The organism is Streptomyces triticisoli (assembly GCF_003270085.1).
Classification (GTDB): Bacteria; Actinomycetota; Actinomycetes; order Streptomycetales; family Streptomycetaceae; genus Streptomyces; species Streptomyces triticisoli.
The window spans coordinates 1-20,451 of record NZ_QFDQ01000042.1 but is presented as its reverse complement, the minus strand read 5'-3'; the positions used below and the strand labels follow the sequence as shown (position 1 = coordinate 20,451).

26 protein-coding genes and 2 pseudogenes are annotated in these 20,451 nt (G+C 71.3%); 16 read left to right on the top strand and 12 right to left on the bottom strand.

Annotated features, from left to right (window positions below; genetic code table 11):
* Window positions 1–738 (top strand): IS6 family transposase, encoded by a 738-nt coding sequence (locus DEP02_RS08140; RefSeq protein ID WP_112466688.1) that lies wholly within the window; start codon window positions 1–3, stop codon window positions 736–738.
* 409 nt (window positions 739–1,147) lie between these two features.
* Here DEP02_RS08140 and DEP02_RS08135 read toward each other — a convergent pair whose 3' ends face one another.
* From DEP02_RS08135 to DEP02_RS33300, 3 genes are all read right to left on the bottom strand, one after another.
* On the bottom strand, window positions 1,148–1,534 hold the full coding sequence (locus DEP02_RS08135; protein WP_112466673.1) for a fic family toxin-antitoxin system, toxin component: 387 nt from the start codon (window positions 1,532–1,534) through the stop codon (window positions 1,148–1,150).
* A complete protein-coding gene (locus DEP02_RS08130) occupies window positions 1,531–1,827 on the bottom strand; it encodes a type II toxin -antitoxin system TacA 1-like antitoxin (RefSeq protein ID WP_232839010.1) in 297 nt (98 codons plus the stop codon). The genes DEP02_RS08135 and DEP02_RS08130 overlap by 4 nt, the downstream gene beginning before the upstream one ends.
* A gap of 286 nt (window positions 1,828–2,113) precedes the next feature.
* On the bottom strand, window positions 2,114–2,308 hold the full coding sequence (locus DEP02_RS33300; protein WP_157977386.1) for a hypothetical protein: 195 nt from the start codon (window positions 2,306–2,308) through the stop codon (window positions 2,114–2,116).
* Window positions 2,309–2,464: 156 nt separating this feature from the next.
* Here DEP02_RS33300 and DEP02_RS08120 point away from each other — a divergent pair, with 156 nt between their 5' ends.
* The 4 genes from DEP02_RS08120 (at window position 2,465) to DEP02_RS08105 (ending at window position 5,293) form a co-directional block, all read left to right on the top strand.
* Window positions 2,465–2,650 carry a hypothetical protein gene (locus tag DEP02_RS08120; RefSeq protein WP_112466672.1) on the top strand — a complete coding sequence of 62 codons (186 nt, stop codon included), beginning with the start codon at window positions 2,465–2,467 and terminating at the stop codon, window positions 2,648–2,650.
* A 240-nt stretch (window positions 2,651–2,890) separates the two neighbouring features.
* Entirely contained in the window at window positions 2,891–3,415 is a 525-nt protein-coding gene (locus DEP02_RS08115) for a hypothetical protein (protein ID WP_112466671.1), read from the top strand.
* A gap of 172 nt (window positions 3,416–3,587) precedes the next feature.
* Entirely contained in the window at window positions 3,588–3,830 is a 243-nt protein-coding gene (locus tag DEP02_RS33895; protein ID WP_112466670.1) for a hypothetical protein, read from the top strand.
* A 239-nt stretch (window positions 3,831–4,069) separates the two neighbouring features.
* Complete coding sequence (locus DEP02_RS08105; RefSeq protein WP_112466669.1) at window positions 4,070–5,293, top strand: IS110 family RNA-guided transposase; 1,224 nt, start codon at window positions 4,070–4,072, stop codon at window positions 5,291–5,293.
* Between the two features lie 247 nt (window positions 5,294–5,540).
* Here the strand turns inward: DEP02_RS08105 and DEP02_RS08100 are convergent, their stop codons facing one another.
* Entirely contained in the window at window positions 5,541–5,972 is a 432-nt protein-coding gene (locus tag DEP02_RS08100) for a hypothetical protein (RefSeq protein ID WP_112466668.1), read from the bottom strand.
* A 596-nt stretch (window positions 5,973–6,568) separates the two neighbouring features.
* Here DEP02_RS08100 and DEP02_RS08095 point away from each other — a divergent pair.
* Window positions 6,569–6,904 (top strand): hypothetical protein, encoded by a 336-nt coding sequence (locus DEP02_RS08095; protein ID WP_157977384.1) that lies wholly within the window; start codon window positions 6,569–6,571, stop codon window positions 6,902–6,904.
* Window positions 6,905–7,141: 237 nt separating this feature from the next.
* Here DEP02_RS08095 and DEP02_RS08090 read toward each other — a convergent pair whose 3' ends face one another.
* The 3 genes and pseudogenes from DEP02_RS08090 to DEP02_RS33890 form a co-directional block, all read right to left on the bottom strand.
* Entirely contained in the window at window positions 7,142–7,540 is a 399-nt protein-coding gene (locus DEP02_RS08090) for a resolvase (protein WP_112466666.1), read from the bottom strand.
* A 79-nt stretch (window positions 7,541–7,619) separates the two neighbouring features.
* A pseudogene (locus tag DEP02_RS34450) lies at window positions 7,620–7,931 on the bottom strand (MFS transporter); the annotation flags it as partial.
* Window positions 7,932–8,116: 185 nt separating this feature from the next.
* The gene (locus DEP02_RS33890) at window positions 8,117–8,527 is read right to left on the bottom strand and encodes a hypothetical protein (protein ID WP_198668344.1); all 411 of its coding nucleotides are present in this window, start codon (window positions 8,525–8,527) and stop codon (window positions 8,117–8,119) included.
* Window positions 8,528–9,128: 601 nt separating this feature from the next.
* On the opposite strand from DEP02_RS33890, the gene DEP02_RS08075 reads away from it, so the two are divergent.
* Window positions 9,129–9,446, top strand: a complete 318-nt coding sequence (locus DEP02_RS08075; protein WP_112466665.1) for a hypothetical protein — start codon at window positions 9,129–9,131, stop codon at window positions 9,444–9,446.
* A gap of 62 nt (window positions 9,447–9,508) precedes the next feature.
* On the opposite strand, the gene DEP02_RS08070 is transcribed toward DEP02_RS08075, so the two are convergent.
* The 3 genes from DEP02_RS08070 to DEP02_RS08060 all read right to left on the bottom strand — a co-directional run bounded on the left by DEP02_RS08070 (window position 9,509) and on the right by DEP02_RS08060 (window position 10,404).
* Window positions 9,509–9,745 carry a hypothetical protein gene (locus tag DEP02_RS08070; RefSeq protein ID WP_157977383.1) on the bottom strand — a complete coding sequence of 79 codons (237 nt, stop codon included), beginning with the start codon at window positions 9,743–9,745 and terminating at the stop codon, window positions 9,509–9,511.
* Complete coding sequence (locus tag DEP02_RS08065) at window positions 9,739–10,029, bottom strand: hypothetical protein (RefSeq protein ID WP_112466663.1); 291 nt, start codon at window positions 10,027–10,029, stop codon at window positions 9,739–9,741. Before DEP02_RS08065 ends, DEP02_RS08070 begins: the two co-directional genes overlap by 7 nt.
* Window positions 10,030–10,182: 153 nt before the next feature.
* Window positions 10,183–10,404: a winged helix-turn-helix domain-containing protein gene (locus tag DEP02_RS08060; RefSeq protein WP_112466662.1), complete on the bottom strand. Its 222-nt coding sequence runs from the start codon at window positions 10,402–10,404 to the stop codon at window positions 10,183–10,185.
* Between the two features lie 607 nt (window positions 10,405–11,011).
* Between DEP02_RS08060 and DEP02_RS33290 the strand changes: the two genes are divergently transcribed.
* On the top strand, window positions 11,012–11,182 hold the full coding sequence (locus tag DEP02_RS33290; protein ID WP_157977382.1) for a hypothetical protein: 171 nt from the start codon (window positions 11,012–11,014) through the stop codon (window positions 11,180–11,182).
* A 112-nt stretch (window positions 11,183–11,294) separates the two neighbouring features.
* Here DEP02_RS33290 and DEP02_RS08050 read toward each other — a convergent pair whose 3' ends face one another.
* Entirely contained in the window at window positions 11,295–11,645 is a 351-nt protein-coding gene (locus DEP02_RS08050) for a VOC family protein (protein ID WP_157977381.1), read from the bottom strand.
* 242 nt (window positions 11,646–11,887) lie between these two features.
* On the opposite strand from DEP02_RS08050, the gene DEP02_RS08045 reads away from it, so the two are divergent.
* The 8 genes and pseudogenes from DEP02_RS08045 to DEP02_RS08015 all read left to right on the top strand — a co-directional run bounded on the left by DEP02_RS08045 (window position 11,888) and on the right by DEP02_RS08015 (window position 19,512).
* Window positions 11,888–12,865, top strand: a complete 978-nt coding sequence (locus DEP02_RS08045) for a DUF4129 domain-containing protein (RefSeq protein WP_112466660.1) — start codon at window positions 11,888–11,890, stop codon at window positions 12,863–12,865.
* A complete protein-coding gene (locus DEP02_RS08040) occupies window positions 12,862–13,398 on the top strand; it encodes a hypothetical protein (RefSeq protein WP_112466659.1) in 537 nt (178 codons plus the stop codon). The genes DEP02_RS08045 and DEP02_RS08040 overlap by 4 nt, the downstream gene beginning before the upstream one ends.
* 63 nt (window positions 13,399–13,461) lie before the next feature.
* A complete protein-coding gene (locus DEP02_RS08035; RefSeq protein ID WP_198668341.1) occupies window positions 13,462–14,469 on the top strand; it encodes an AAA family ATPase in 1,008 nt (335 codons plus the stop codon).
* Window positions 14,466–15,812: a DUF58 domain-containing protein gene (locus DEP02_RS08030; RefSeq protein ID WP_112466658.1), complete on the top strand. Its 1,347-nt coding sequence runs from the start codon at window positions 14,466–14,468 to the stop codon at window positions 15,810–15,812. The genes DEP02_RS08035 and DEP02_RS08030 overlap by 4 nt, the downstream gene beginning before the upstream one ends.
* Window positions 15,809–16,411 carry a hypothetical protein gene (locus tag DEP02_RS08025; RefSeq protein WP_112466657.1) on the top strand — a complete coding sequence of 201 codons (603 nt, stop codon included), beginning with the start codon at window positions 15,809–15,811 and terminating at the stop codon, window positions 16,409–16,411. Before DEP02_RS08030 ends, DEP02_RS08025 begins: the two co-directional genes overlap by 4 nt.
* Window positions 16,412–16,629: 218 nt before the next feature.
* Window positions 16,630–18,435 carry an NB-ARC domain-containing protein gene (locus tag DEP02_RS08020; protein WP_232839009.1) on the top strand — a complete coding sequence of 602 codons (1,806 nt, stop codon included), beginning with the start codon at window positions 16,630–16,632 and terminating at the stop codon, window positions 18,433–18,435.
* A 141-nt stretch (window positions 18,436–18,576) separates the two neighbouring features.
* Window positions 18,577–18,684 (top strand): annotated as a pseudogene (locus DEP02_RS35790) (zinc finger domain-containing protein); the annotation flags it as partial.
* Window positions 18,661–19,512, top strand: coding sequence for a recombinase family protein (locus tag DEP02_RS08015; protein WP_232839008.1), 852 nt, complete (start codon window positions 18,661–18,663; stop codon window positions 19,510–19,512). The pseudogene DEP02_RS35790 and the gene DEP02_RS08015, both read left to right, overlap by 24 nt.
* A gap of 520 nt (window positions 19,513–20,032) precedes the next feature.
* On the opposite strand, the gene DEP02_RS08005 is transcribed toward DEP02_RS08015, so the two are convergent.
* Complete coding sequence (locus DEP02_RS08005) at window positions 20,033–20,269, bottom strand: hypothetical protein (protein ID WP_157977380.1); 237 nt, start codon at window positions 20,267–20,269, stop codon at window positions 20,033–20,035.
* Window positions 20,270–20,451 lie beyond the last annotated feature (182 nt).

The window sequence follows — 20,451 nt, the reverse complement described above, 5'->3', positions numbered from 1 at the left end:
ATGCGGGAGGGGTTGTCCGTGGGGATCGTGTCGCCGTCGTACAAGAGGCACCGGTACCCGGTCGAGATCATCTCCCACTGCGTGTGGCTGTATTTCCGCTTCCCGCTCAGCTTCCGCGAGGTCGAGGAACTGATGCTCGAGCGCGGCGTCATCGTCTCCCACGAGACGGTCCGCCGCTGGTGCGCCAAGTCCGGGCAGGCCTACGCCAACGCGCTGCGCCGCCGGCAGCCCCGGCCCGGCGACAAGTGGCACCTGGACGAGGTCTTCGTCAAGATCAACGGAGAGCAGAAGTACCTGTGGCGGGCCGTCGACGCCGCCGGCAACGTCCTGGACATCCTCGTACAGAACCGGCGGGACAAGGCCGCAGCCCAGCGATTCTTCCGCCGCCTGATAAAGAAGACCCGCACGGTGCCCCGGGTCATCGTCACCGACAAGCTCCGCTCCTACAGCGCGGCGCACCGCCAGGTCATGCCCTTGGTCGAGCACCGTTCACACAAGGGCCTGAACAACCGGGCCGAGAACAGCCACCAGCCCACCCGGCAACGCGAACGCGCCATGAAAGGCTTCCGTTCCGTAGGCGGGGCCCAGCGGTTCCTGTCCGCCTTCAGCGGCATCTCACCCCACTTCAGACCCCGACGTCACCTGGTGAGCGCACACGGCTACCGAGCCGAGATGACCGTCCGCTTCGCCATCTGGGACCAGGTCACCGGCGTTGCCGGCCTGCCCAGCACCCCCTGAACACGCGGCCGGAACCCGACCTCGCCACGCCCCGACGTACCGCCAGGCACCTCCTCACTCAACAACGTGACAGCGCCCTCTTGACCACCGCCAAGGGGAGGTTGTGCGACAGCCTCCGACGCACTGCAGGCGGCGCTGCAAAGGATCGCCGATGTGGAGGCGGCCTCGCGCCAGCGCCTGGAGCAGGCTGCCGCAGCCCTTGGTGCGCCCTTGCCCGACGGCCCGCAAGCATCCCGCGCCTGCCGGCCGAGCGGGAACGACACCGCACAACACGCCGCCCGACAGGCCCAGACTCCCACGGCACCCCTCTCGCCGGGCCCCCGCCCGTAGAAGCTGCGGCAGCAGTAAGGCCGGCCCGCGCGGTGAAACGCTGCGCTTGAGCAGCGTTGAAGCGGCCGATGCGATCGGGTCAGGTGGCAGTCCAGTCGCGCAGTTGCCGGGCGATCCGGGCGACGCCGAGTGCTCCCGAGGCCGCGTCGCGTACCAGCGCGACGGCCGCCTTGGGCGGGTAGTCGAGGGCGCGCGCGTTGAGGGCCAGGTAGGCCTCGGTCGCGTGCCAGGCGAGGGCCTCGTTCGAGTGTTCCAGGCACGGCAGCTTCGCCAGGGTGTGCAGCAGGGCGGCGGCCTTGAGGTGCAGCGATCCGTAGATGTCCCGCTCCATCGCCCGGGCGTTGACCCGGGCGACGGCCGCATACAGCGGCCCGTAGTCGTCGACCTGCGGATCACCGTCGAGCAGTTCGGCGGCGTGCAGCAGGAACGTCACGTCGAGGGGGTGAAGAGGCTCCTGCTCGCTCACGCGGCGCGGCCCCGCTCCTGCTGCTCCAGCTCCCGCAGCGCCTCTTGCTCGACCGCCCGCTGCTCCGCGCCAGCGTCGATGCTGCTGGGCTCGGCCGCGAAAGCCGCGCCGCTGCGGGCCATGGACGCCTTGAAGCCCTCCAGGAACCGCTGCTCCACCGCGGTCGCCCGGTCGTAGGCGGCCGAGAGGATGTACTCCTGCATGCTGACCCCTGCCTGCTTGGCGGCCGCCGCGATGGCCGCCCGCTGCGCGGGGTCGGGGAAGCGCAGATTCATCGCCTTGGGATCCGACATGGCACCCACGGTACCAGCGGTACCATCCGTGGTCGACATCGAGCACCGTGGCCTGCAACCAGAAGCAGGACGAGCCCGTGCCGCTGGACAGGTGCGTCATCGGCCTGGCCGGTCCCCGCCCTGCCGGGGACCGGCCGCTCGGCGTACCGGAGACGGCGGCGCCGGACGGCATCACGGCCTTGAGGCGCGGGCTGCATTTCCCGGGGCGGGAACGACGTGCCGCCGCCCCAGGCGACCGTCGGCGGACGGCCCCAGGGGTCCCGTCCGGCCGTCCTCCGGGCCCGGCTCAGCTTGCCCCGCCTGCCGTGCTCGGCGCACCTTCGCCCAGACCGTCCAGCTCCTGGAGCTCTTTCTCCACCGCGAAGGCCGCGCCCCCACAGCCCGCGAGACCATCCGCGTCGACGGAGACACCGTCAAGATCGGCGCCTGGCTCGCCAAAGCCCGCACCAAACACCGCACCGGCCGGCTCCCCGACGACCATGCCCGCCTGATCGCCGCGCTCTTCGACGGCGACTGGACGACCGAGGCCGCCCTCCCCGCCGTCCTGGCCTGAACGCCCGCCTCCAGCGGGGCACGACCCGGCCCCGTATGCTGCGCCAGTCTGGCGAACCGCCCGCTGAAGGGAAACCGCCCCACCGTGTTCCAGCAGACCCCCGTCTACGACCGCCTGGTCGCCGAACGCGGCGACGTCCCCGTCCAGGTCCGCGGGGAAGCCGACCGGATACACCGCGACCTGGCCCAGGTACTGCGCCGGGCGTCCTCCTCCCGGCCGAGCGCGCCGCAGAACGTCTTCGACCCAAAGGTCCCTCCCGCCGCCCTGTAAGGGCTCAGGCCCCAGGGAACCGGCCGTGCCGTGACCTGGGCAGGACGTTCGTCGTTGTCCGGGTGGTGCCGCTCCCTTTCTGTCGCGCTGTGACGGTGCCCGGCCGAGTGCCGCGTCAGCCCACGACCGACGCGGACAGGTAGGCCCCAGACGCGCCGCGTCGCTCACAGCGCCCCGCCGTGCGGCCCCGGCCGCCCGACCGGCGCCGGATCGTGGGGCCGGCCGGAAGACGGCACCGCCATGACCTCACCCCACCCGCGCAAACGACCCCAGCGGCGCAGCGAGACCCCCCGCGGCCCGCAGCAGGCCGCGGGCCTGCAGGAAGTCCGGGACGCCCTGCCGCCCGCACCTGAATCCCGCACCGTGGCGCCCGCCCCGCGCCCGGCCGGCGACGGTGTGCCGCCCGAACTGCTGGCGTTGGTCACCCACCACTGCCGCCGCATCAACGCCTACCTCGCCCGCGCCCAGCACCTGCAGACCCTGCACGGCGACGACATGAAGCAGTGGCAGCGCCTGGTCCTGTACGCCCTGACCGACGCCCTCGCCCACAACCACCTCCTGGTCGGCACCCTCGCCGCCCACCTGCAGCGCCAGGACCTCGACGCCGACCTGCTGCGCCGCTACCTGCAATCCCCCGACCCCGACCGCTACATCACCCGCGAGGCCGTCCATCACCTCGACGGCCTCACCGGCGCCGTCCCCGAGGAGACGCCCGAGCCGACCTGGACCGGCATCGGCCGCCGGATCGCCCGCGACGGCGACTGACGGCCCCGGCCACTGGCAGAGTCGTCTCCACGGCACGGCCCACAAGGCTCGGCCCACCATGAGGTGCTGCACCTCCGGCCGGCAGACCTCACCACAGGTGTGCCCGGGCATCTCCGCCACGAGCGGACAACCGGCGGCCGGGCGTTCCACGGCGGGGTAGCTGACAGCGCTCGTGCTCTGCCTGCTCGCCCTCCGATACCCGAAGGCGAGCAACGGCGTCCGGATCGCATCCGTCGCGCTGGCCATCCTGCAGATCCTCGCCGGCATGGGCGCTGCGACGAACCACAACTCCGGGGGCATCGTTCCATTCGGCGGTGCCAGCACCGTAGTCGTGCTGCTCACCCAGCGCTCGGCGATCCAGTGGTTCGGGCGGCCCCGTACGCCCGGCGCACCGCCGCAGCAGTCGTTCGCCTAATGGGAGCTACGGGGCCGGGGAATGCTCGGTTCCGTAGCCGCCAGCAGGTGAGCACTATCGCCGCCGGAAGCAGTCGAGTTCTGGTGTCAGACCGTGCCCCTGCTGGTGGCCGGGAGGCCAGACCGCTGATGGGGTGGCGTGCCCGCCCCGCGGGGCGTGAGCACTGGATCCATTAGGCCGCGCGCCGCGCCTTCCGCAGGCTACGACGCGGTGTCCAGAACGTGCTTGGGGAGGACTTGTTGCTGCTGATCGGTGACGACTGGGCCGAAGACCACCACGATGTCGAGCTCCAGGACGAGACCGGCCGCAGGCTCGCGGCCGCGAACCTGCCCGAGGGTGTGGCGGGCATCGCCAGGCTCCACGAACTCATCGCCCGCCACGGCGGCGAACTGGATCCCGGGGACGTGGTCGTCGGCATCGAGACCGACCGGGGCTCGTGGGTCCAGGCCCTGATCGCCTCCGGCTACCAGGTCTACGCGATCAACCCCCGGCAAGTGGCCCGGTTCAAGGAGCGGTATGCCTCCTCGGGGGCCAAGAGCGACAAGGGCGACGCGCACGCGCTCGCCGACATGGTCCGCATCGACCGCGACCGTCTGCGTCCGGTCGCCGGAGACAGCGACCAGGCCCAGGCCGTCAAGGTCGTCGCCCGTGCCCACCAGACCCTGATCTGGGAACGCACCCGCACCTTCCAGCGGCTGCGCAGCACGCTGCGCGAGTACTTCCCCGCCGCCCTGACCGCCTACGCCGACCTCACCCTGACCGGCACCGATGCCCTGGAACTTCTGATCAAGGCGCCCACCCCGGCCACCGGGGCGAAGCTCACCCGCACCCAGGTCACCACCGTCCTGGCCCGGCATCGCCGACGCAACCGCGAGGCGAAGGCGGCCACCGTCCAGGCCGCGCTCCACGAGCGGCAGCCCGCCCTGCCCGAGCAGGTCACCACCGCCTACGCGGCCGCCGCCACCGCCCACGCCCGGCTGATCATCGCGCTGAATGAGCAGATCGCCGCGATGGAGGAGCAGGTGAAGGCGCATTTTCTGAAGCACCCGGACGCTGAGATCTACCTCTCGATGCCTGGCATCGCGGAGATCACCGGGGCCCGGGTGCTCGCCGAGTTCGGAGACGACCCGACCCGATACGCGTCCGCGAAGGCCCGCAAGAATTACGCCGGCACCAGCCCCGTCACCCGGGCCTCCGGCAAGAGCCACACCGTCCAGGCCCGCTACGTCCGCAACAACCGCCTGGCCGACGCGCTCCAGACCCAGGCCTTCTGCGCGCTGCGGGCCTCACCCGGAGCCCGCCGCTACTACGACAAACAACGAGCCCGCGAGGCCGGCTACAACCCCGCGCTCCGCCAGCTCGGCAACCGGCTCGTCGGCATCCTCCACGGCTGCCTCAAGACCCGCACCACCTACGACGAAGCAACCGCGTGGTCACACCACGCCTACCCTCAGCCCGCTTGACACCACAACGACATGGGGTGTCTGACCAGGCACCTCGTCGCCCTCGGCCTGTGCGTCTGTGTAGGGATCATGATGGTTCTTCAGGATCCCGAAGGTCCAGCGTGATCCATGCGGATCCATCGCTCCCGTCTGCCGGGCTGACCTGCGGCAACGGGAGATGAAAGCCAGGACGAACCCGCGGGATGTCGCATAGGCCTGGTCCCGCCGCTACGGGAGAGCGTGCGGCGGGACCTTTCCAAGGCGGAGGTCAGACCTTGCAGAAGCCGGAGGCCTTGAGCGCGTTGTTGATCGCCTTGCCCTGGGCTTCGCTGGTGGTGACGTCCTTGTAGCTGAAGCGCTGGGAGGCTGTCCAGTCCAGGCGCTGGCCGCCGTTGTTGATGGAGCTGCACTGGTTGCGGGCGGCGTCGATTGCCTTGTCTTCGTAGCGGACAACGTCGGGAGCGGCCTTGGCGAGCGCGTCGAGGAGCTGCTGCCGCTGCGCGCCGGTCGGTTTGGGCGGGATGCCGGCGCTCTTGGAGATCTCTTCCTTCTGCTTCTGGCTCAGCTCCTGCTCGGCCGTGGCCGAGGACTTGGAGCTGGTCGGCTTGCTGCTGTCGCTGCTGGTGCTGGCGTCGCACGCGGTCAGCGCGGCCGCGGCGGCGAGCAGGACGGCGGCGTACGTAGTGGTGCGGGTCTTCAAGATCTCCCCTGAGGCGTGATGCGCGGCTTTGCGGGTGTATGACTCGTGAAGGGGCCGTGTGGTTGCAGAGGTTGGGGCGATTCCCCCGATCGGGGTGCGATGTGCTCGGTCTGCGGCATCAGTGCTGCTCGTGCGACGAAGGCCTGATGGTCGTCCGCGCGAGATGGGCATCGACGGGGTCCGAGGAGTATCCGAGCAGGGATCACCACTGTGGCGTTCAATTTCCTGAACGCTCATGGGCGGGGCGGGGCAGGGTGGCAGGCTGTCACGGGTGACGGAGTGGTTGAAGAAGTTCCGCTGCGAGCGACGTGTGTTGGCGCGGGTGCAACGGGCCGCGTGGCGACTGGAGCAGACCGAGCGAGAGCGGGACTGTCGCCGACCCGGGTGCACCAGCTCACCCAGGGCGCCGATCTCGAGGCCCTGGACGCCGCACTTCCCTGATCCCACTGACCGAACACGGTAGCCACGGCCCGGTTAGGGGTTGTTGGGCCGCTCGTTGATCGGGCATCGTGGCGCCGACGATGAGCATGCATACCCATGGCGTGTGAGTACGGGACCCGATCACTGGGACCCCGTCGGCACGGTTGGCTGGGGTCATGAACACGACTTGGGCAACCACCCATCAGCAGGACACCGACCGCAGGCTTCGACGGTGGTCCGGCTGGGGACTCGGGCTGCTTTTGCCGATGGTCGTCCTCAGCATTGTCCTGGTCCTCGCCGGCGAGCGCGGCAGCCGGTGCTTGACGTACGGCGAGGAGTGCTCGCCGGTTCCTGACGTCCTTCTGTACGGCTGCTTCTGGACCACCGTCGCCACCGGCCTGGCGGCGACGGCGTGGCCCCGAGCCCGGTGGACCGGCGCCAGGCTCGCGACCGTCGTGGTGCAGTGGACGGCTCAGGTCGTGCTGGCCTTCCTGATCCTCAGCTACGCCTGATGCCCCTTCGCCCCTCCTTGGACCTGTGTCCGACCCCGGCGTACTGAACTTTACGGAGCAGACCGCCCACCCCCAGCCAGGTTCCGGGCCGGGCGGGGGCGCCGCGCCGTCCCGCACTGCGCTCGGCCACCGCCCGGCTCTGGGTGGGGGTGGGCGGTCTGCTCCTTAAGGGATGTCGCCGAGATACGTGGTGAAGGGGGTAATGAGCCTATCTTGGCGGAATAGGGCGGGATTTGCTCAGCGCCGGATGTCAGCCAGGAGGGCGTTGACGCGGTTCTCGTACTTGCGGCGGACCTTGCGCTGTGCCGGGGCCACCGGGGTTTCCGGGGTTCCGTCGAGGGGTTGGCAGCAAGCAAGGAGTCCACGGTGCACCGAGGGCTTGGCGCGGACGCGAAGTGTGTAGCCCTGGCCGCGCCGTACGGTCACGCCTTGGCCGAGCGTGGCCGCCCGGAGGAAGTCTGCGACCTCGCCTGGCATGTCGAGGGTGACCGGCAGCTCTGGAGCTGGAGTGTCCTGGTGGCCGGCGGTGTGCTCGGGCATGAGGTCGGATACGGCCGTACGGATAGCGCCTCGGCTGATGTCGTGCTCGCGGGCCAGGCTGGCGATGGACTGGCTGCCCGGATATGCGGCGCGCACGGCGTCGGTCTTCTGGGCCTTGATGGTCGGGCGGCGACCGACCTTGTTGCCCTTGGCCTCGGCGGCCCGCAGCCTGTCTGCCCGACTCCAGGAAGGCCAGGCCGACGGGCCAGAGCGCGCGCAGCGCCCCGACTACGGCCAGGACCTGGGGCTGCTCGAACCGGGTGACGAGAGGTCGGGCCAGCCGCGCACCGAGCAGCCCGCCGATCGCGGGGACGGCGAAGGCGAGGCCGTACTGCCATGGTGCGAACCCGAGTCGGCCGAGCATCAGGACGGCCAGCAGCGGCGAGGCGACTACCATCAGGCCGTTGAACAAAGCGGTGTTGAAGAACAGCGGACGCAGCGTCGCGTCGGCGAGGATGTACCGCCGGCCGTCGAGCAGGTCCCCGGCCGGGCACAAGGAGTATCGCGTGTACGCCGACCGTGTCGGAGCCGTCCCAGCAGCACGGGGGATGACCGCTGGGACGGCTCCGTCAGCGTAGACGCTGCCCGACCAGTCGGGTGCCCGGATCTCCGACCTCGGTTCAGGGAGGGGCCGATCCAGGCACCGGTTTTTCTGTCAGGCCAGCTCCGCTGCTACTTGGTCCGCTTGCGTTCCTGCTGGTGCTCGTTGCTGCCGCGTCGCAGGTGCTCTGCCTGCTCCGTGGAGCCGCTCGGCTTCTTCGCCCCGCGCCGCGTGGTCGGCTTGCCCCGTGCGGCCGTCGTGGAGACGCGCGGCCTCCGCCCGTCCTCGGCGCCGGGGAGGGGGCGAGCCGGGGCTTCTCCGAGCTTGCGCATCTCCGGGATGTCCACCGTGCTCGGCGACGCCGGCGGCCGGCCGCGCCCGGGGGAGCTGTAGCTGGAGGCGGCACCCCCGAGCCGGCGCAGGTCCCGCCCGTGTTCGGTGTCCGCCTCGCCGCCCCGCCGGAGCCGGTCGGCCCCCGCCTGTGCCCACTCGGCGATCTTTTCGCATGCGCGCAGTGAGACTCGGCGGAAGAAGTTCTGCACGCGGCCGCGCCCACCAGACGGCCCAGGTGTTCCCCGGCCCGATCCTTGATGACACGCCAGAGGTGCCCGAAGGCGCCGCGCACGGTCTGCAGCTTCTGCCATTCCGGCAGGTCCTGGAGTGCTTCGGCGTGTACGTCGGTCTGCTGCAAAGCGGCGTGGGCAGGAACGGCATCCCTCGGCTGCGGCTGGTTGTGGTTACGGACGACGGCAACGGACTGTGGTTGTGCCGCGGGTGCGGTGATCCGCCGCTCGTCGTAGGGCTGTTGGGCGAGCGCGGCCTGGTCCGCGGTGAGCTTCGGCCGGCGCCCGCCGATCCGGCCCGGGCCCGTGCGGAGGCGAGCCCGTCGTTGGTGTTTGCCACGATCAGTCCACGCTGGAGCTCGGCGAGCACGGACAGCATCCCGAACATCGCCCGGTCCTCCCTCATGGAGGTGTCGATGCCCTGCTCGATGTCGAACATGGCCCGCCAGTGGGCAGGCACCACGCTGCCCCCGCGGCCACCGCCTGATCTTCGTTTGTCCACACAACACCCGATGACCTTGCGGCGGCCGTCCCCGTGAGGCGGCACCCCGGCGACGGCCGCACCGGATAGCCTGAGTCGGTGATCGAGCTCAAGGAGCCGTTGGCCGTGGCGGAGATCCGCTGGCTGCCCGAATCGCAGGGCGGCCGTAGCTCGGGCCCTCCGACCGCACCGGTGTACGCGGCGACGGCCAGATTCCCAGGCTCTGATACGGCTCTTCTCAGCATCCTGGTGCACCACACCGGCGCCCAGTCGGACGGCTTGGCCCTCGCCGACATCGGCTTCCTCGTCCCCGACCTGGCCAGACCGCACCTCCACGTCGGAACCGAACTGCTGATCACCGAAGGTCCCACGGTCGTCGCTCACGCCGCCATCCGCGAGCTGCTGCCCGCCGAGTAGCACGGGCTGAGCCACCGGACATCATCAAGATCACGATCTACGGCTGCCGCATAGGAACGTTCCTAGGTACTGGCCCCAGCGCTGGCCTTGAGGACCCCCAGAAAGCGCTCTACGGCGACTCCTGAAGATTGGGTCGGATCGCCGGTCAGCAGGACGTGGAGGGCCCATACAAGGGCTTCACGGCGGGCCTCTGTGCGCTTCCGCCATTCCTTGCCCATGCGGTGTCCCTCGCGCTCGGTCAGCGCGTCAATCCGCAGGATCTCACGGCCGATGATCTTGGGCCTTTGCTCGGTCACCATTCCTCCCGACCGATGAACCAGCCCGCGAGGTACCCGGCCGCCATGTCCGGCGAAGGGACGACGAACCCGTTAGGTTCGCCGGGGCCCGGCTGGGCGAAGAAGCTCGGGGGTTCCCCGTCCGGAGTCAGGATCTCGGTGATCCAGAGCCGCTTGGTTCCGTCCGGGTCGTCCTCCGGGACATCCGGGAAGAACCACCCGCAAAATGTCCCGTTGTCCGGCCGTCGGTCGAACCACTCGAACCGGCAACCCTGCGCGTACTTGGTATCACCCAACGTGCGCGCCATGTTGACTCACCCTCCGTCGACCCCTCGTAACACCCTGCAGCTCAAGAACGTTCCCAAGTAGGCCCGCATATTTGCTCTAGTGCGCCCCGGCGGCTGACCGCTGTTTGGGCCTTTCACGTTCCTGGCGCGATGCCAGGTAAAGCCGATGGCTCGTCAGATGACGAAGAACCCCCGCGGGATCACCTTTCGCAACCTGCCTTCCGTCACCAGCACGCCGACAGCGCGCACGGCAGTGGACTGGCTGATGTCGTACTCGGCAGCGATGGCCACGGTTCCCGGGAACTTGTCGCCCGGTTTCCATTCGCCCGCGTCAAGGCGTCGGCGCAGGTCGTCGGCAACCTGCGAGGCAAACGGAATCGAACGGTCTAGCTTCATGTGATCAGCGTGCGCACTACTCCGCCGGTCCGCTATCGCAGTAGTCCACTAGTCAGCTAGTCTCGGAGGCTCAAACGAACGGCCCGGCAGGAAGCGGCTACTTCCCGACCGGGCCTGAGCCGACTGGATGGAGTCGACCTGATGCGAACCCTACTCGCGGCGTTCCTGCGCTGGCTCTGTGGGTTGTTCTTCCCCGGCAAGGGAAACCACCGGGCGGAAGTCGCCGCATCCGAACCGGAAGCCGCGCCCGCACCGTGGCCCGTACAGCGCCTCACCCCGGCCTCACTGGACGGGGAAGCCGCCGCGCTGGTCCGGCCGTGCGTCATCGCGTGGGAACGTGCCAGCGCGGAAGAACGGGAACGGATCCTGCGCCGTAATCGCCGGATGGACGCTGCGGAGGTGGCGGCATGACCGAGCCGAGCCGCTTCCCCGCGCCGCCGGTAGAACTGCCCACTGATCCGTGGCTCATCGAGGGGACACCCGTAAACGGATGTGACGTATGCAGGGCGCTGACCCGACAGCGAAAGGCCGCGCTGGACCGTGGTGACCGCTCCAAGGCATTCGAGGCTGCGGCGGAGATCCGTAAGCATCCCCACCGGCGGCGCTCATGAGTGTCAGCGACCTCCCGACCCTGGAAGCCGCCGTCGCGCTGTTGGCCATCGTGCGGGCCGTCCTTGACCCCGAGAGCAAGGCAACGGCGGAAGGAGTGGCCGCGCTGTTGGGTCCTACCGCCGACATGCTTGAGGACGTGATCGGCGTAGCCGCCCGGCGCGTGTAGCGCCCCCGTCCCTCCCGTGACTGCGGCGGTGCAGCGCGCTAGGTGAGGGTCCAGGCCCCGTTCGTCTGACCGGCGGACGGGGCCGTTTGCTGCCCTGATCAGGGCGTATGCCCTAGAGTTGCCAGTCCGGCGTGTTCGAGTCTGCCATGACGACCCAGTTCCGGTCCGAGCCCTGGCCCACATCCGTCCTGGTGGCGCCGAGGCCGGGCAATCCGGTCACCTCGTCCTCGGTGCTGCCGTCGATCGGGCTGACGTCGAGGGGAGGCCGGTTCTTCACCGCCTTGCCCCGGGCACCTGGACGAACAGCAGGGTGGGCGGCATCTGGCGGGCCCGGATCTCCTCGACGGCCGGCATCCGGGAGCCGATCCCGACCTTGCCCTCGCTCCGGTTCGGTCACCTTGAAGTCCAGGACCTGGCACCAGAAGGCCGCGAGTCTCTCCGGACCGTGGCAGTCAACGGCCAACTCGGTGAACCCACTTGTCGTGACTCTCCCAGACAGCGCGGACGGGACTCAGAGGCGGGACTCAGAGGATGGGCCCGTGCCGCCCTCGTCCTGCCTGCTCCAGCTCGAACACGGCCGCACCACCTGACGGAGGATCACCTTGCGGAGTGGTTCGCATCCGGCTCGTCCGTGGAGCTGCCTTTTGACCTTCTTGATCGCCGGCGACCAGTGTGCGAAGCTGCCGGTCGCATGGGAGGGGTGCGGTGGTGGGGCGGGAGCGTACGGCGGGCGGGCGACGGCGGCACGGCGCGATCGGCGCCGCACAGGCCGCGTTGAGCGTTCTGGTCGTGGGCGGAACGGCCCTGGGAGCACTGCTGCTGCACCCCGGCACGGGTCTGTTCGTCAAGGGCCGCGGGCCGCTCGGCGGCAACCCCGCCCTCGTGCTCGGCCTCGCCCTGCTGTCACTCCTCGGCGGCATCGCACTGCGCGGGAAGTACCTGGAGCAGGTCAGCGCCTGCCAGAAACTCAACCCGGTGGAACAGCGGTTGGTGGACAGCGTGCACTGCGTCCTGATGACCGTACCGCTGGTCCTCCCGCTGCTCATCCTGGCCCTGCACCAGTTCGGTCCGTCCGGCAGCAGCCACGGGGACGGCCACGGGTCCTTCCGGCCTCCCCCCGCGTGGCAGGACCCGGTGCGCACCCAGCCACCCGCACAGCCCGGCGAGCACAGCGACCACAGCACGCACTTCGAGCTGACGCGCATCCTGCTCGGTCTCGGCATCGCCCTGCTCGCCGTGGCCGTCGTGCTCGCCGGGCTGTACCTGTGGCGGTATCTGACCCGGCCGAAGGCGCCCGAGGCCACGGCGACGTACGCGACGCTCGACGACGAGCAGGAACGCCTGGCCCAAGCCGTGGACTCCGGGCGCCGCGCCCTGCTGGACGGAACCGACACCCGCGCAGCCGTCATCGCCTGTTATGCCGCCATGGAGGAGTCGCTCGCCGACTCCGGCGTGGCCCGGCGCGCCTCGGACAGCCCGCAGGACCTGCTGGAGCGGGCCGTCGCCGGCGGCCTGCCCGCGAGGGCGGCCACCGAGCTCACCGCCCTGTTCCGCGAGGCCCGTTACTCCACGCACCCGATGGACGGCGGCCACCGTGACCGGGCAGCGGCCGCGCTCACCGAGATCTCCCACGGCCTGCGCTCGCGGGCGCGTGGGCCCGAAACCGTGGCGGATGCCACGTGAGGGCGCTCACACGGATCCGGACCCTGGTCGACTCCGTGCTGCAGGCGCCCGGTTCGGTACGGCACTCGCTGGCCGTACTGGGCACCGTCGCCCTCGGGGCCGAAGTGCTGCTCGCCCTGGCCGACGGTGCCGCCGCGGCCGCCACCGGCCTCGCCCTCATCACCGCTGTTGCGCTGGCCCTGGGACGCTATGCCGCGGGCGGTGCCGCCCAGGACGGCGGACACCGCAGGCCGGTGCGCCTGCTGGGCAGCCGGACCCCGGCGCTCGGCGGGTGGCAGCGCATCGTGGCCGATACCCTCGCGGACGACAGCGGAGCGCACCTCCGCACCGTCATGCGGCCGCAGTTGCAGCGGCTGTTCGCCGCCCGGCTGGCCGAACGGCACGGCGTGGCGATGTACCGGAACCCGCAGCGGGCCCGGGCGCTGGTCGGCGCCGAGCTGTGGCCGTGGATCGACCCCGAGGCGACCGCTCCGCAGCCCACTCTCCCCGAGCCCGTCCTGCGCTCCCTGCTCGACCGCCTGGAAGCCCTGTGACCGGTGGCGCTGCGGCCGGCCCCGCAGCCCGCACACCCGGCCCCGACCTGTGAGGATCCGATCGTGACCAGCCCGCAGCCCACCCCGGACCAAGACATCCTGACACCTCGGCAGGCGGGAGAACGGGCCGCGGCCGTGCTCGGCGAGATGCGCACAGCCGTGGTCGGCAAGGAGGAACCGCTGGCGCTGGTCATGCTCGGCGTCCTCGCCGGCGGCCACGTCCTCATCGAGGACCTGCCGGGACTCGGCAAGACGCTGCTGGCCCGCTCCTTCGCCACCACCCTCGGCCTGGACTTCTGCCGCATCCAGTTCACCCCCGACCTGCTGCCCTCCGACGTCACCGGCGCTCCGTTCTACGACCAGCGGACCGCCGACATGGTCTTCCGGCCCGGACCGGTCTTCACCCACCTGCTGCTCGCCGACGAGATCAACCGCACCCCGCCCAAGACCCAGGCCGCGCTACTGGAGGCGATGGCCGAGTCCCAGGTGTCCATCGACGGAAGCACCCGGCCGCTGCCGGAGCCCTTCGTGGTCGTCGCCACCGCCAACCCCATCGAGTACGAGGGCACGTACGCCCTGCCGGAGGCCCAGCTCGACCGGTTCCTGCTGCGAGTGCGGATGGGCTATCTGACGGAGTCCCAGGAGGCCGGCATGCTGCGCGCGCGTGTCGATCGGGCGGCGCCCGAGGCCGTGCTGCGCACGCTCAGCGGGCCGGGCGAGGTGCTGGCCATGCGGGCCGCCGTCGAACGCGTCGAGGTGGACGACGACCTGCTGGATTACGTCGTCGCGCTGGTCGGCGCCACCCGGGCCCACCCACACATCCAGGTCGGCGCCTCTCCGCGCGGCGGCCTGGCCCTGGTGCAGCTCGCCCGAGCCCGTGCCGTCCTGGACCTGCGGGACTACGTGACCCCGGAGGACGTCAAGTCCGTAGCAGTGCCGGCCCTCGCGCACCGCGTCACCCTCAAGCCGGAGCTGTGGGTCCGGCAGATCGACGGCGACGACGTGATCCGCGAGATCATGCAGTCCGTGCCCGCCCCGCAGACCCTGCCGCGCACGCCGGTCGCGTCATGACGGAGCCGGTGCCGGCTCGCAGAGCGGCAGCCGCCGTCCAACGGGCCCTGGACGGCCGCCAGGACGTGACCGCCGAACCCCCGCCGCCGCCCCCGCCCGGCTGGCGCACCGGTGAACGCGCGCTGCGACTGGGCACGCTGGCCGTTGTCGCGCTGGCCGCCGCGCTGGTCACCGGGCGGCCCTGGGTGCTTGCTCTCGCCGCCGCGCCCCTGGTGCTGCTCGCCCTCGCCCTGCCGAGCGGGCCGCGCCCGGACGCGGTGACGGCCGAGGCCGAGGTGGAGCCGCGGCGGTGCTTCGAGGGCGAGCAGGTGACGGTGCGGATCGCGGTGGCCTACGACGGCGAGACCGGCCGCCTGGACCCCGGCGTCACCCTCGGTCACGGGGTCCGGCTCGACCACCTCGCGGTCGGCCCGCACCGCGTCGATCTCGTCCTGACCGCGCAGCGCTGGGGCCGCTGGACGCTCGGCACGGTCGACGTCGACGTCTACGACCGCGGCGGGCTGGCCCGCCGCACCGTGCGGGCCGAACTCGGCGAGATCGCCGTCTTCCCGGTGCCCGAACACGCCAGCCTCACGCCCATCCCGGTCCGGCTGCCGCAGCGGCTCGGCGAGCACACCGCCGTGCAGCGCGGCGAGGGCGTCGAGGTCACCGGCGTGCACCCGTATCTGCGCGGCGAACGGCAGCGCCGGATCCACTGGCCGGCCACCACCCGCCGCGGCACCCTGCAGGTCCACCAGTTCGCCGCGGAGCGCACCGCCGACACCGTGGTGCTGCTGGACGTGCTCAGCGACGTGGTCGACCCGGTCACCGGCGCGTCCTCGCTCGACGAGACCTTCCGGGCCGCTGCCGGGCTGGTCCGAGCCTACCTGCGCACCCACGACCGGGTCGGCGTCGTGTCGGTCGGTGGCGCGACCCGCTGGCTGCAACCGGGCAGCGGCCAGGGGTACTTCTACCGCATCGTCGAGAGCGTGCTGGAGGTCCGCAAGGACCGCGCGTACCGCACGGCGGGCCTCAGCCTGCTCCCACCGCCCGCACTGCCCGGAGGGGCGCTGGTGTACGTCATCACGCCGCTGACCGACCAGCGGATTTTCGACGTCCTGCACCAGGTGCGCAAACGGGCCAACCCGATGGTCGTGGTCGAGATCCCCATCGGCGACCCGGTCGTGGAACCCGGCGACACCGAGGGCGAACTCGCGCTGCGGCTGTGGCGAGCCGACCGCGACGCCATGCGCTTCGCCCTCGTGGAACGCGGCATCGCGGTCGTCGCCCACCGGCCCGGCGAGACCCTCGACCTCGCCCTTGCGCCGCTGCTGCGCACCCGCATCCACGGAGGGACCCGATGACCACCGCCTCCGCCCGGTTCGCCCGGCCGGGCCCGCGCCCCGCCGGCAGCCGAGCCACCCGGCTCATGACACGTCTCACCTCCCGCATCACCGACCGACTGCTCGGAACGGCCCTCGCCGTCGCCGCCTGCGACCCGCCGGCCGCCCTGCACGCGCCGCTGCCGGTCAGGGTGCTGGTGCTCGGGGCGGCGGCGGCCGCGTGGTGGGCCGCTCCGATGGTCGACGCGCGCCCCGTCCTGACCTCCATGCGCTGGTGGACCGTCGCGGCCCGCCGCAGGACGACCGTGCTGCCGGCCGCGGCGATCGCGGTCGCGGCGGCCACCGGCCCCGCGCTCTGGCTGGTCGTCTGCATCGCCGCCCTGCTGCTCGCCTACCTGCTCGTCACCGACGCGTGGACAGCCGGTGTCACCGCCCCGCCCGGCCGGCCGCGGGCGACACCCGCACTGGCGGCCGCCGCCGCGACCGCGGTGGTCCTGCTTGCCGCCCAGGCGCCGGTCGCGGGTACCTCATATGCACGGCTGCCCGCCGCACTCGCCATCGCCGCGACCACGGTCTGCCTGGTACTGGCGCTGCGCACCCGCCGCCGCCCGTCCGGCTGACCGCCGAACGCCCGGCCGGCCGAACGGCACGGCGTGGCGATGTGCCGGAACCCGCAGCGGGCCGGGCGCGGTCCTCGTGGGCATGACACGGCGAACGGCCATCGACGACTCCTGAAGAGAACAGGCACGGATCCAGGACTGTCCAGGGGTACTACGGCCCCGCACTCATGACGAAGGCATCATCACGCACGGCACGGGATGAGGAGCCCGAGCGGTCAGTGACCGTGGCGGACACCGGCAACGCCGAGGCCTCCGGCGATGAGATGGCCGTGACCGGCTACCGCGGCCCGGCCCCGGGAAGCGGTCCTGAGTCCCCCGCCTCGGTACGCCTGTCTGGCACCGGAGACGCGGTGGCCACCAACGGCGGAACCGCCATCAGTGGCTACGTTCACACGCTGACTGTGCAGCGCGCGCCGCGGGAACCGGCTTCCTGGCCGCACCAGGTCGGTGTGATCCCGTCCCCGGCACGGTCCTTCCAGCACCGCGCCGAGGCAGATCGGCTGCGGGCGGCGGTCGAGAACGGGGGCACCGCCGTGCTGTCCCAGGTGCTGACCGGGATGGGCGGCGTCGGCAAGACCCAGCTCGCCGCCGACTACGCCCGCGCCGCCTGGGATGACGGCGGTCTGGACGTCCTGGTCTGGGTCACCGCGAGCGCCCAGTCCCCCGTGGTGAGCGGATACGCGCAGGCCGGCGTCGAACTGTGCCGGGCCGACCCCGACGACCTCGAACAGGCCGCGAAACAGTTCCTGGCCTGGCTGGCCCCCAAGCCTGGGCAACGGCCGTGCCGGTGGCTGATCGTCCTGGACGACGTCACCGACCCCAACGACCTCATCGTCCACCCCGACGACCCCGGCAACCGCTACAGCTTGTGGCCGCCCGCCAGCCCGCACGGCCGGATACTGCTCACCACCCGCCGCCGCGACGCCGCCCTGTTCGGAGACGGCCGCCGACGGATCGAGGTTGGACTGTTCACCCCTGCCGAATCGGTCGCCTACCTCACCGCGGTCCTGAACGCCCACGGCCGCATTGAGCCCGCCGACCAGCTCACCACCCTCGCCTCCGACCTCGGGCACCTGCCCCTGGCCCTGGCACAGGCCGCCTCCTATCTCATCGACTCCGGCGAGACCGCAGCCACCTACCGCGACCTGCTGACTGACCGTGCCACGACACTCACCGACCTCGCTCCCGACGCCCTGCCTGACGAGCAGGCCACCGCCCTCGCCGCCGCCTGGTCTCTGTCCATCAACCGCGCCGACACGCTGCGCCCCGCCGGCCTGGCCCGGCCCATGCTCCACCTGGCCGCCCTGCTCGACGCCAACGGCATCCCTCAGTCCGTCTTGACCGGTGAGCCGGCCCGTGCTCACCTGGCCGCACACCGCGCCGCAACCGGCCCCACCCCGGAACCGGCCCCCGTCTCGCCCTCGGACGCGGTACGCGCCCTGCGCGCCCTGGACCGGCTCAGCCTCATCGACCACCAACCGGGCACCCCTCATCAGACCGTCCGCGTCCACCAACTCATCCAGCGCGCCACACGCGAGGACCACACCCCCTACCAGCACGACCAGGCCGCGCGCACCGCCGCCGATGCCCTGGTTGCCGTCTGGCCTGAGATCGAACGCGACACCGACTTCGCCCAGGCCCTGCGCACCAACACCGATGCCCTCACCCGCCACGCCGACGACGCTCTGTACCGGCAGGGCGCGCACGCGGTGCTGTACCGCACCGGCTTCAGCCTCGGCGAATGCGGTCAGGTCACCGCAGCCATCGAGCACTTCGATCGCCTAACCACCAGCACCCGCAGCCGCCTCGGCACCGATCATCCCGACACCCTCACCGCCCGGGGCAGCCTCGCCATCTGGCGGGGGGAGGCGGGGGACGCGGCCGGGGCGGCGCAGGCGTTCGCCGACCTGCTGGAGGACATGGTGCGAGTGCTGGGCCCCGACCACCTCAACGTGCGCATTGTTCGACACAGCATCGACCAACTGGTTGAAGGAAGCGGAGAGGAGGCTCGGGACATCGGGTAACGATCGTTCTCGAGATGCCCGGACCAGGCGCCGCGTCCCCGCAGTCACGACTGTCACGCATGCCGTGTACGCACCTACGTAATGATCACTGTCTTGTGCGGCTGGTGATAGCGTTCTTACCGGCACCCCTACCCCTGCCCCCGCTGCAGAGTCCAGCCCGGCTCGCCGTGCCGCTCGCGCGGCGGCGCGGTCGCCGGCGCCTACCACACCGGCCGGTTCACCAAGGTGTCCCGACTTGCGAAGCTGCTGCGCGTGCCCACCCCGGCCGACCGCGGCCCGGGCAGGCCGTGGCGGCCCGGCACCCCGCCCCCGGCCCCGGTCGTCGAGGACACCCCGGGCGCGGACATCCGCATCGGCTACGCCCGCTGCTCGACCCTCGGCCAGGAACTCGACTCCCAGCTCGACGCGCTCACCGCGCACGGCATCCCCCGGGACAAGATCTTCAGCGAGAAGATCAGCACCCGCGTCCGGGTCCGCCCCCAGTTCGAGGAGGCGCTGAAGACCGCGCGCGAGATCAAGGCGCACGCCCCGCACTGCCGCGTCATCCTCACCGTCCACGAGCTCAAGCGCCTCGGCCGCGACGCCGCCGAACTCACCGCGCTCGCCGACCACCTCACCGCCCACGGCCTCATCCTGGAGATGCTCGCCGGGCCCCTGCCCGGCATCTACGACCCCACCGGCCCGGGCAAGCTGCTGTTCGCGTTCTTCGCGGCGATGGCGGAGACCGAGCGGGAGAGCATCCGGGAGTCGACGCTGGAAGGGCTCGACACCGCCTCCCGCAAGGGCAAGCACGGCGGCTGGCCGCCGGTCGTCACCGACGACATGCTGCACACCGTCCTCCGTCGGAGGGCGAACGGCGAGTCCGTCGAGCAGATCCAGCCCGACCTGATCATCCCCACCGGCAAGCGCAAGGGACAAAGCCCGTCCGTTGCCAGCGTCTATCGGGCGCTCGCCGAGAACGCCAAGCGCGAGGCGTACCCCGAGGCCCTCGAGCAGGCCCACGACGACTTCGCCGTCCTCCAGGCCAGTGAGGTTCCCGGACCCCGTCCCTCTCACCGTGACCAGGTGTCACTCTGACTACAGAGAGCTACTTGTCGGGTGGCGGCAGCTATACGAGAACAGGGCCGTGTCCGGGGGCGAGGCGACCGTGCCCTCGCCAAGGCGCTGGCGGGGGGGCAGCGATGAGCCCCGGGAAGCAGCTCCCGCCCCCGAGCAGCGGTCAGGACCTCACGGAACTTCTGCGGTCCCGCCACGCCCGCACCGACGACGACGCCCCGGCGTCGCAGGCTCCCGCTCCGGCCGCTCCTGCGCCCGTGCAGCAACCCACACGCGCCAAGAGGTCGGCCATGGACCGCCGGTCCTGGTACATGCCGAAGGAGTCCGCCGACGTGCTCGCCGCGGCCCTCGAGGAGCTGCACTTCACCACCCGGCAGCCCAAGCACGTCATCATGGCCGCCCTGGTCGCCATTGCGCTCGAGCAACTCCCGCCGTGGAGCAGCGCATCCGGGGCCAGTAGTCGCACCTCTCGCACTCGTGCGAGACGCCCGGCGAGCCAGGAGCAGAGCCGGGCAGGGCCTACCAACACAGGCCGGAGCCGCTACACGGCCCGTCGGCGGCGCCTCAGGGCGCGCCAGCGGGCCGCGGGGGCTGGCGGCTCCAGGGCAGTGCGCAGCACCCCGTGGAAGTTCTCCAGCGCCTGGGTCATCCGGTCGCCGTCCCCGTGGCTCTCCACTGCCGGCGTGAACACCGCATCGGCCGCGGCCGCGAGCCCGGGCTCCTCCCGCTGGAAGAAGGGTGCGACGGCTGCCCCCGGCAGTGCCAGTAGCGTCGTCACGCCGCTGGCACGCATTGTCAACCAAATGGCGCTAAGGGTCATCGACATCCCGATCATCACCCCAGACACTCGGAGTCAGTTCGCGGGGCGGCCGGGAGGCTTAGAGGTCCTAACAGAGTGCTCGGACGCGCCGGTGCAGGATGAGGCAGACAGCCAACTGCAGGAAGGCGTCATGGATGTCG

Bases quoted from the DNA above. Each gene is read 5' to 3' on its own strand.
- DEP02_RS08140 (WP_112466688.1), top strand. From the start codon at position 1: ATGCGGGAGGGGTTGTCCGTGGGGATCGTGTCGCCGTCGTACAAGAGG.
- DEP02_RS08130 (WP_232839010.1), bottom strand. From the start codon at position 1,827: ATGTCGGATCCCAAGGCGATGAATCTGCGCTTCCCCGACCCCGCGCAG.
- DEP02_RS33300 (WP_157977386.1), bottom strand. From the start codon at position 2,308: ATGGTCGTCGGGGAGCCGGCCGGTGCGGTGTTTGGTGCGGGCTTTGGC.
- DEP02_RS08115 (WP_112466671.1), top strand. From the start codon at position 2,891: ATGACCTCACCCCACCCGCGCAAACGACCCCAGCGGCGCAGCGAGACC.
- DEP02_RS08095 (WP_157977384.1), top strand. From the start codon at position 6,569: ATGAACACGACTTGGGCAACCACCCATCAGCAGGACACCGACCGCAGG.
- DEP02_RS08070 (WP_157977383.1), bottom strand. From the start codon at position 9,745: ATGGTGACCGAGCAAAGGCCCAAGATCATCGGCCGTGAGATCCTGCGG.
- DEP02_RS08065 (WP_112466663.1), bottom strand. From the start codon at position 10,029: ATGGCGCGCACGTTGGGTGATACCAAGTACGCGCAGGGTTGCCGGTTC.
- DEP02_RS08060 (WP_112466662.1), bottom strand. From the start codon at position 10,404: ATGAAGCTAGACCGTTCGATTCCGTTTGCCTCGCAGGTTGCCGACGAC.
- DEP02_RS33290 (WP_157977382.1), top strand. From the start codon at position 11,012: ATGAGTGTCAGCGACCTCCCGACCCTGGAAGCCGCCGTCGCGCTGTTG.
- DEP02_RS08030 (WP_112466658.1), top strand. From the start codon at position 14,466: ATGACGGAGCCGGTGCCGGCTCGCAGAGCGGCAGCCGCCGTCCAACGG.
- DEP02_RS08025 (WP_112466657.1), top strand. From the start codon at position 15,809: ATGACCACCGCCTCCGCCCGGTTCGCCCGGCCGGGCCCGCGCCCCGCC.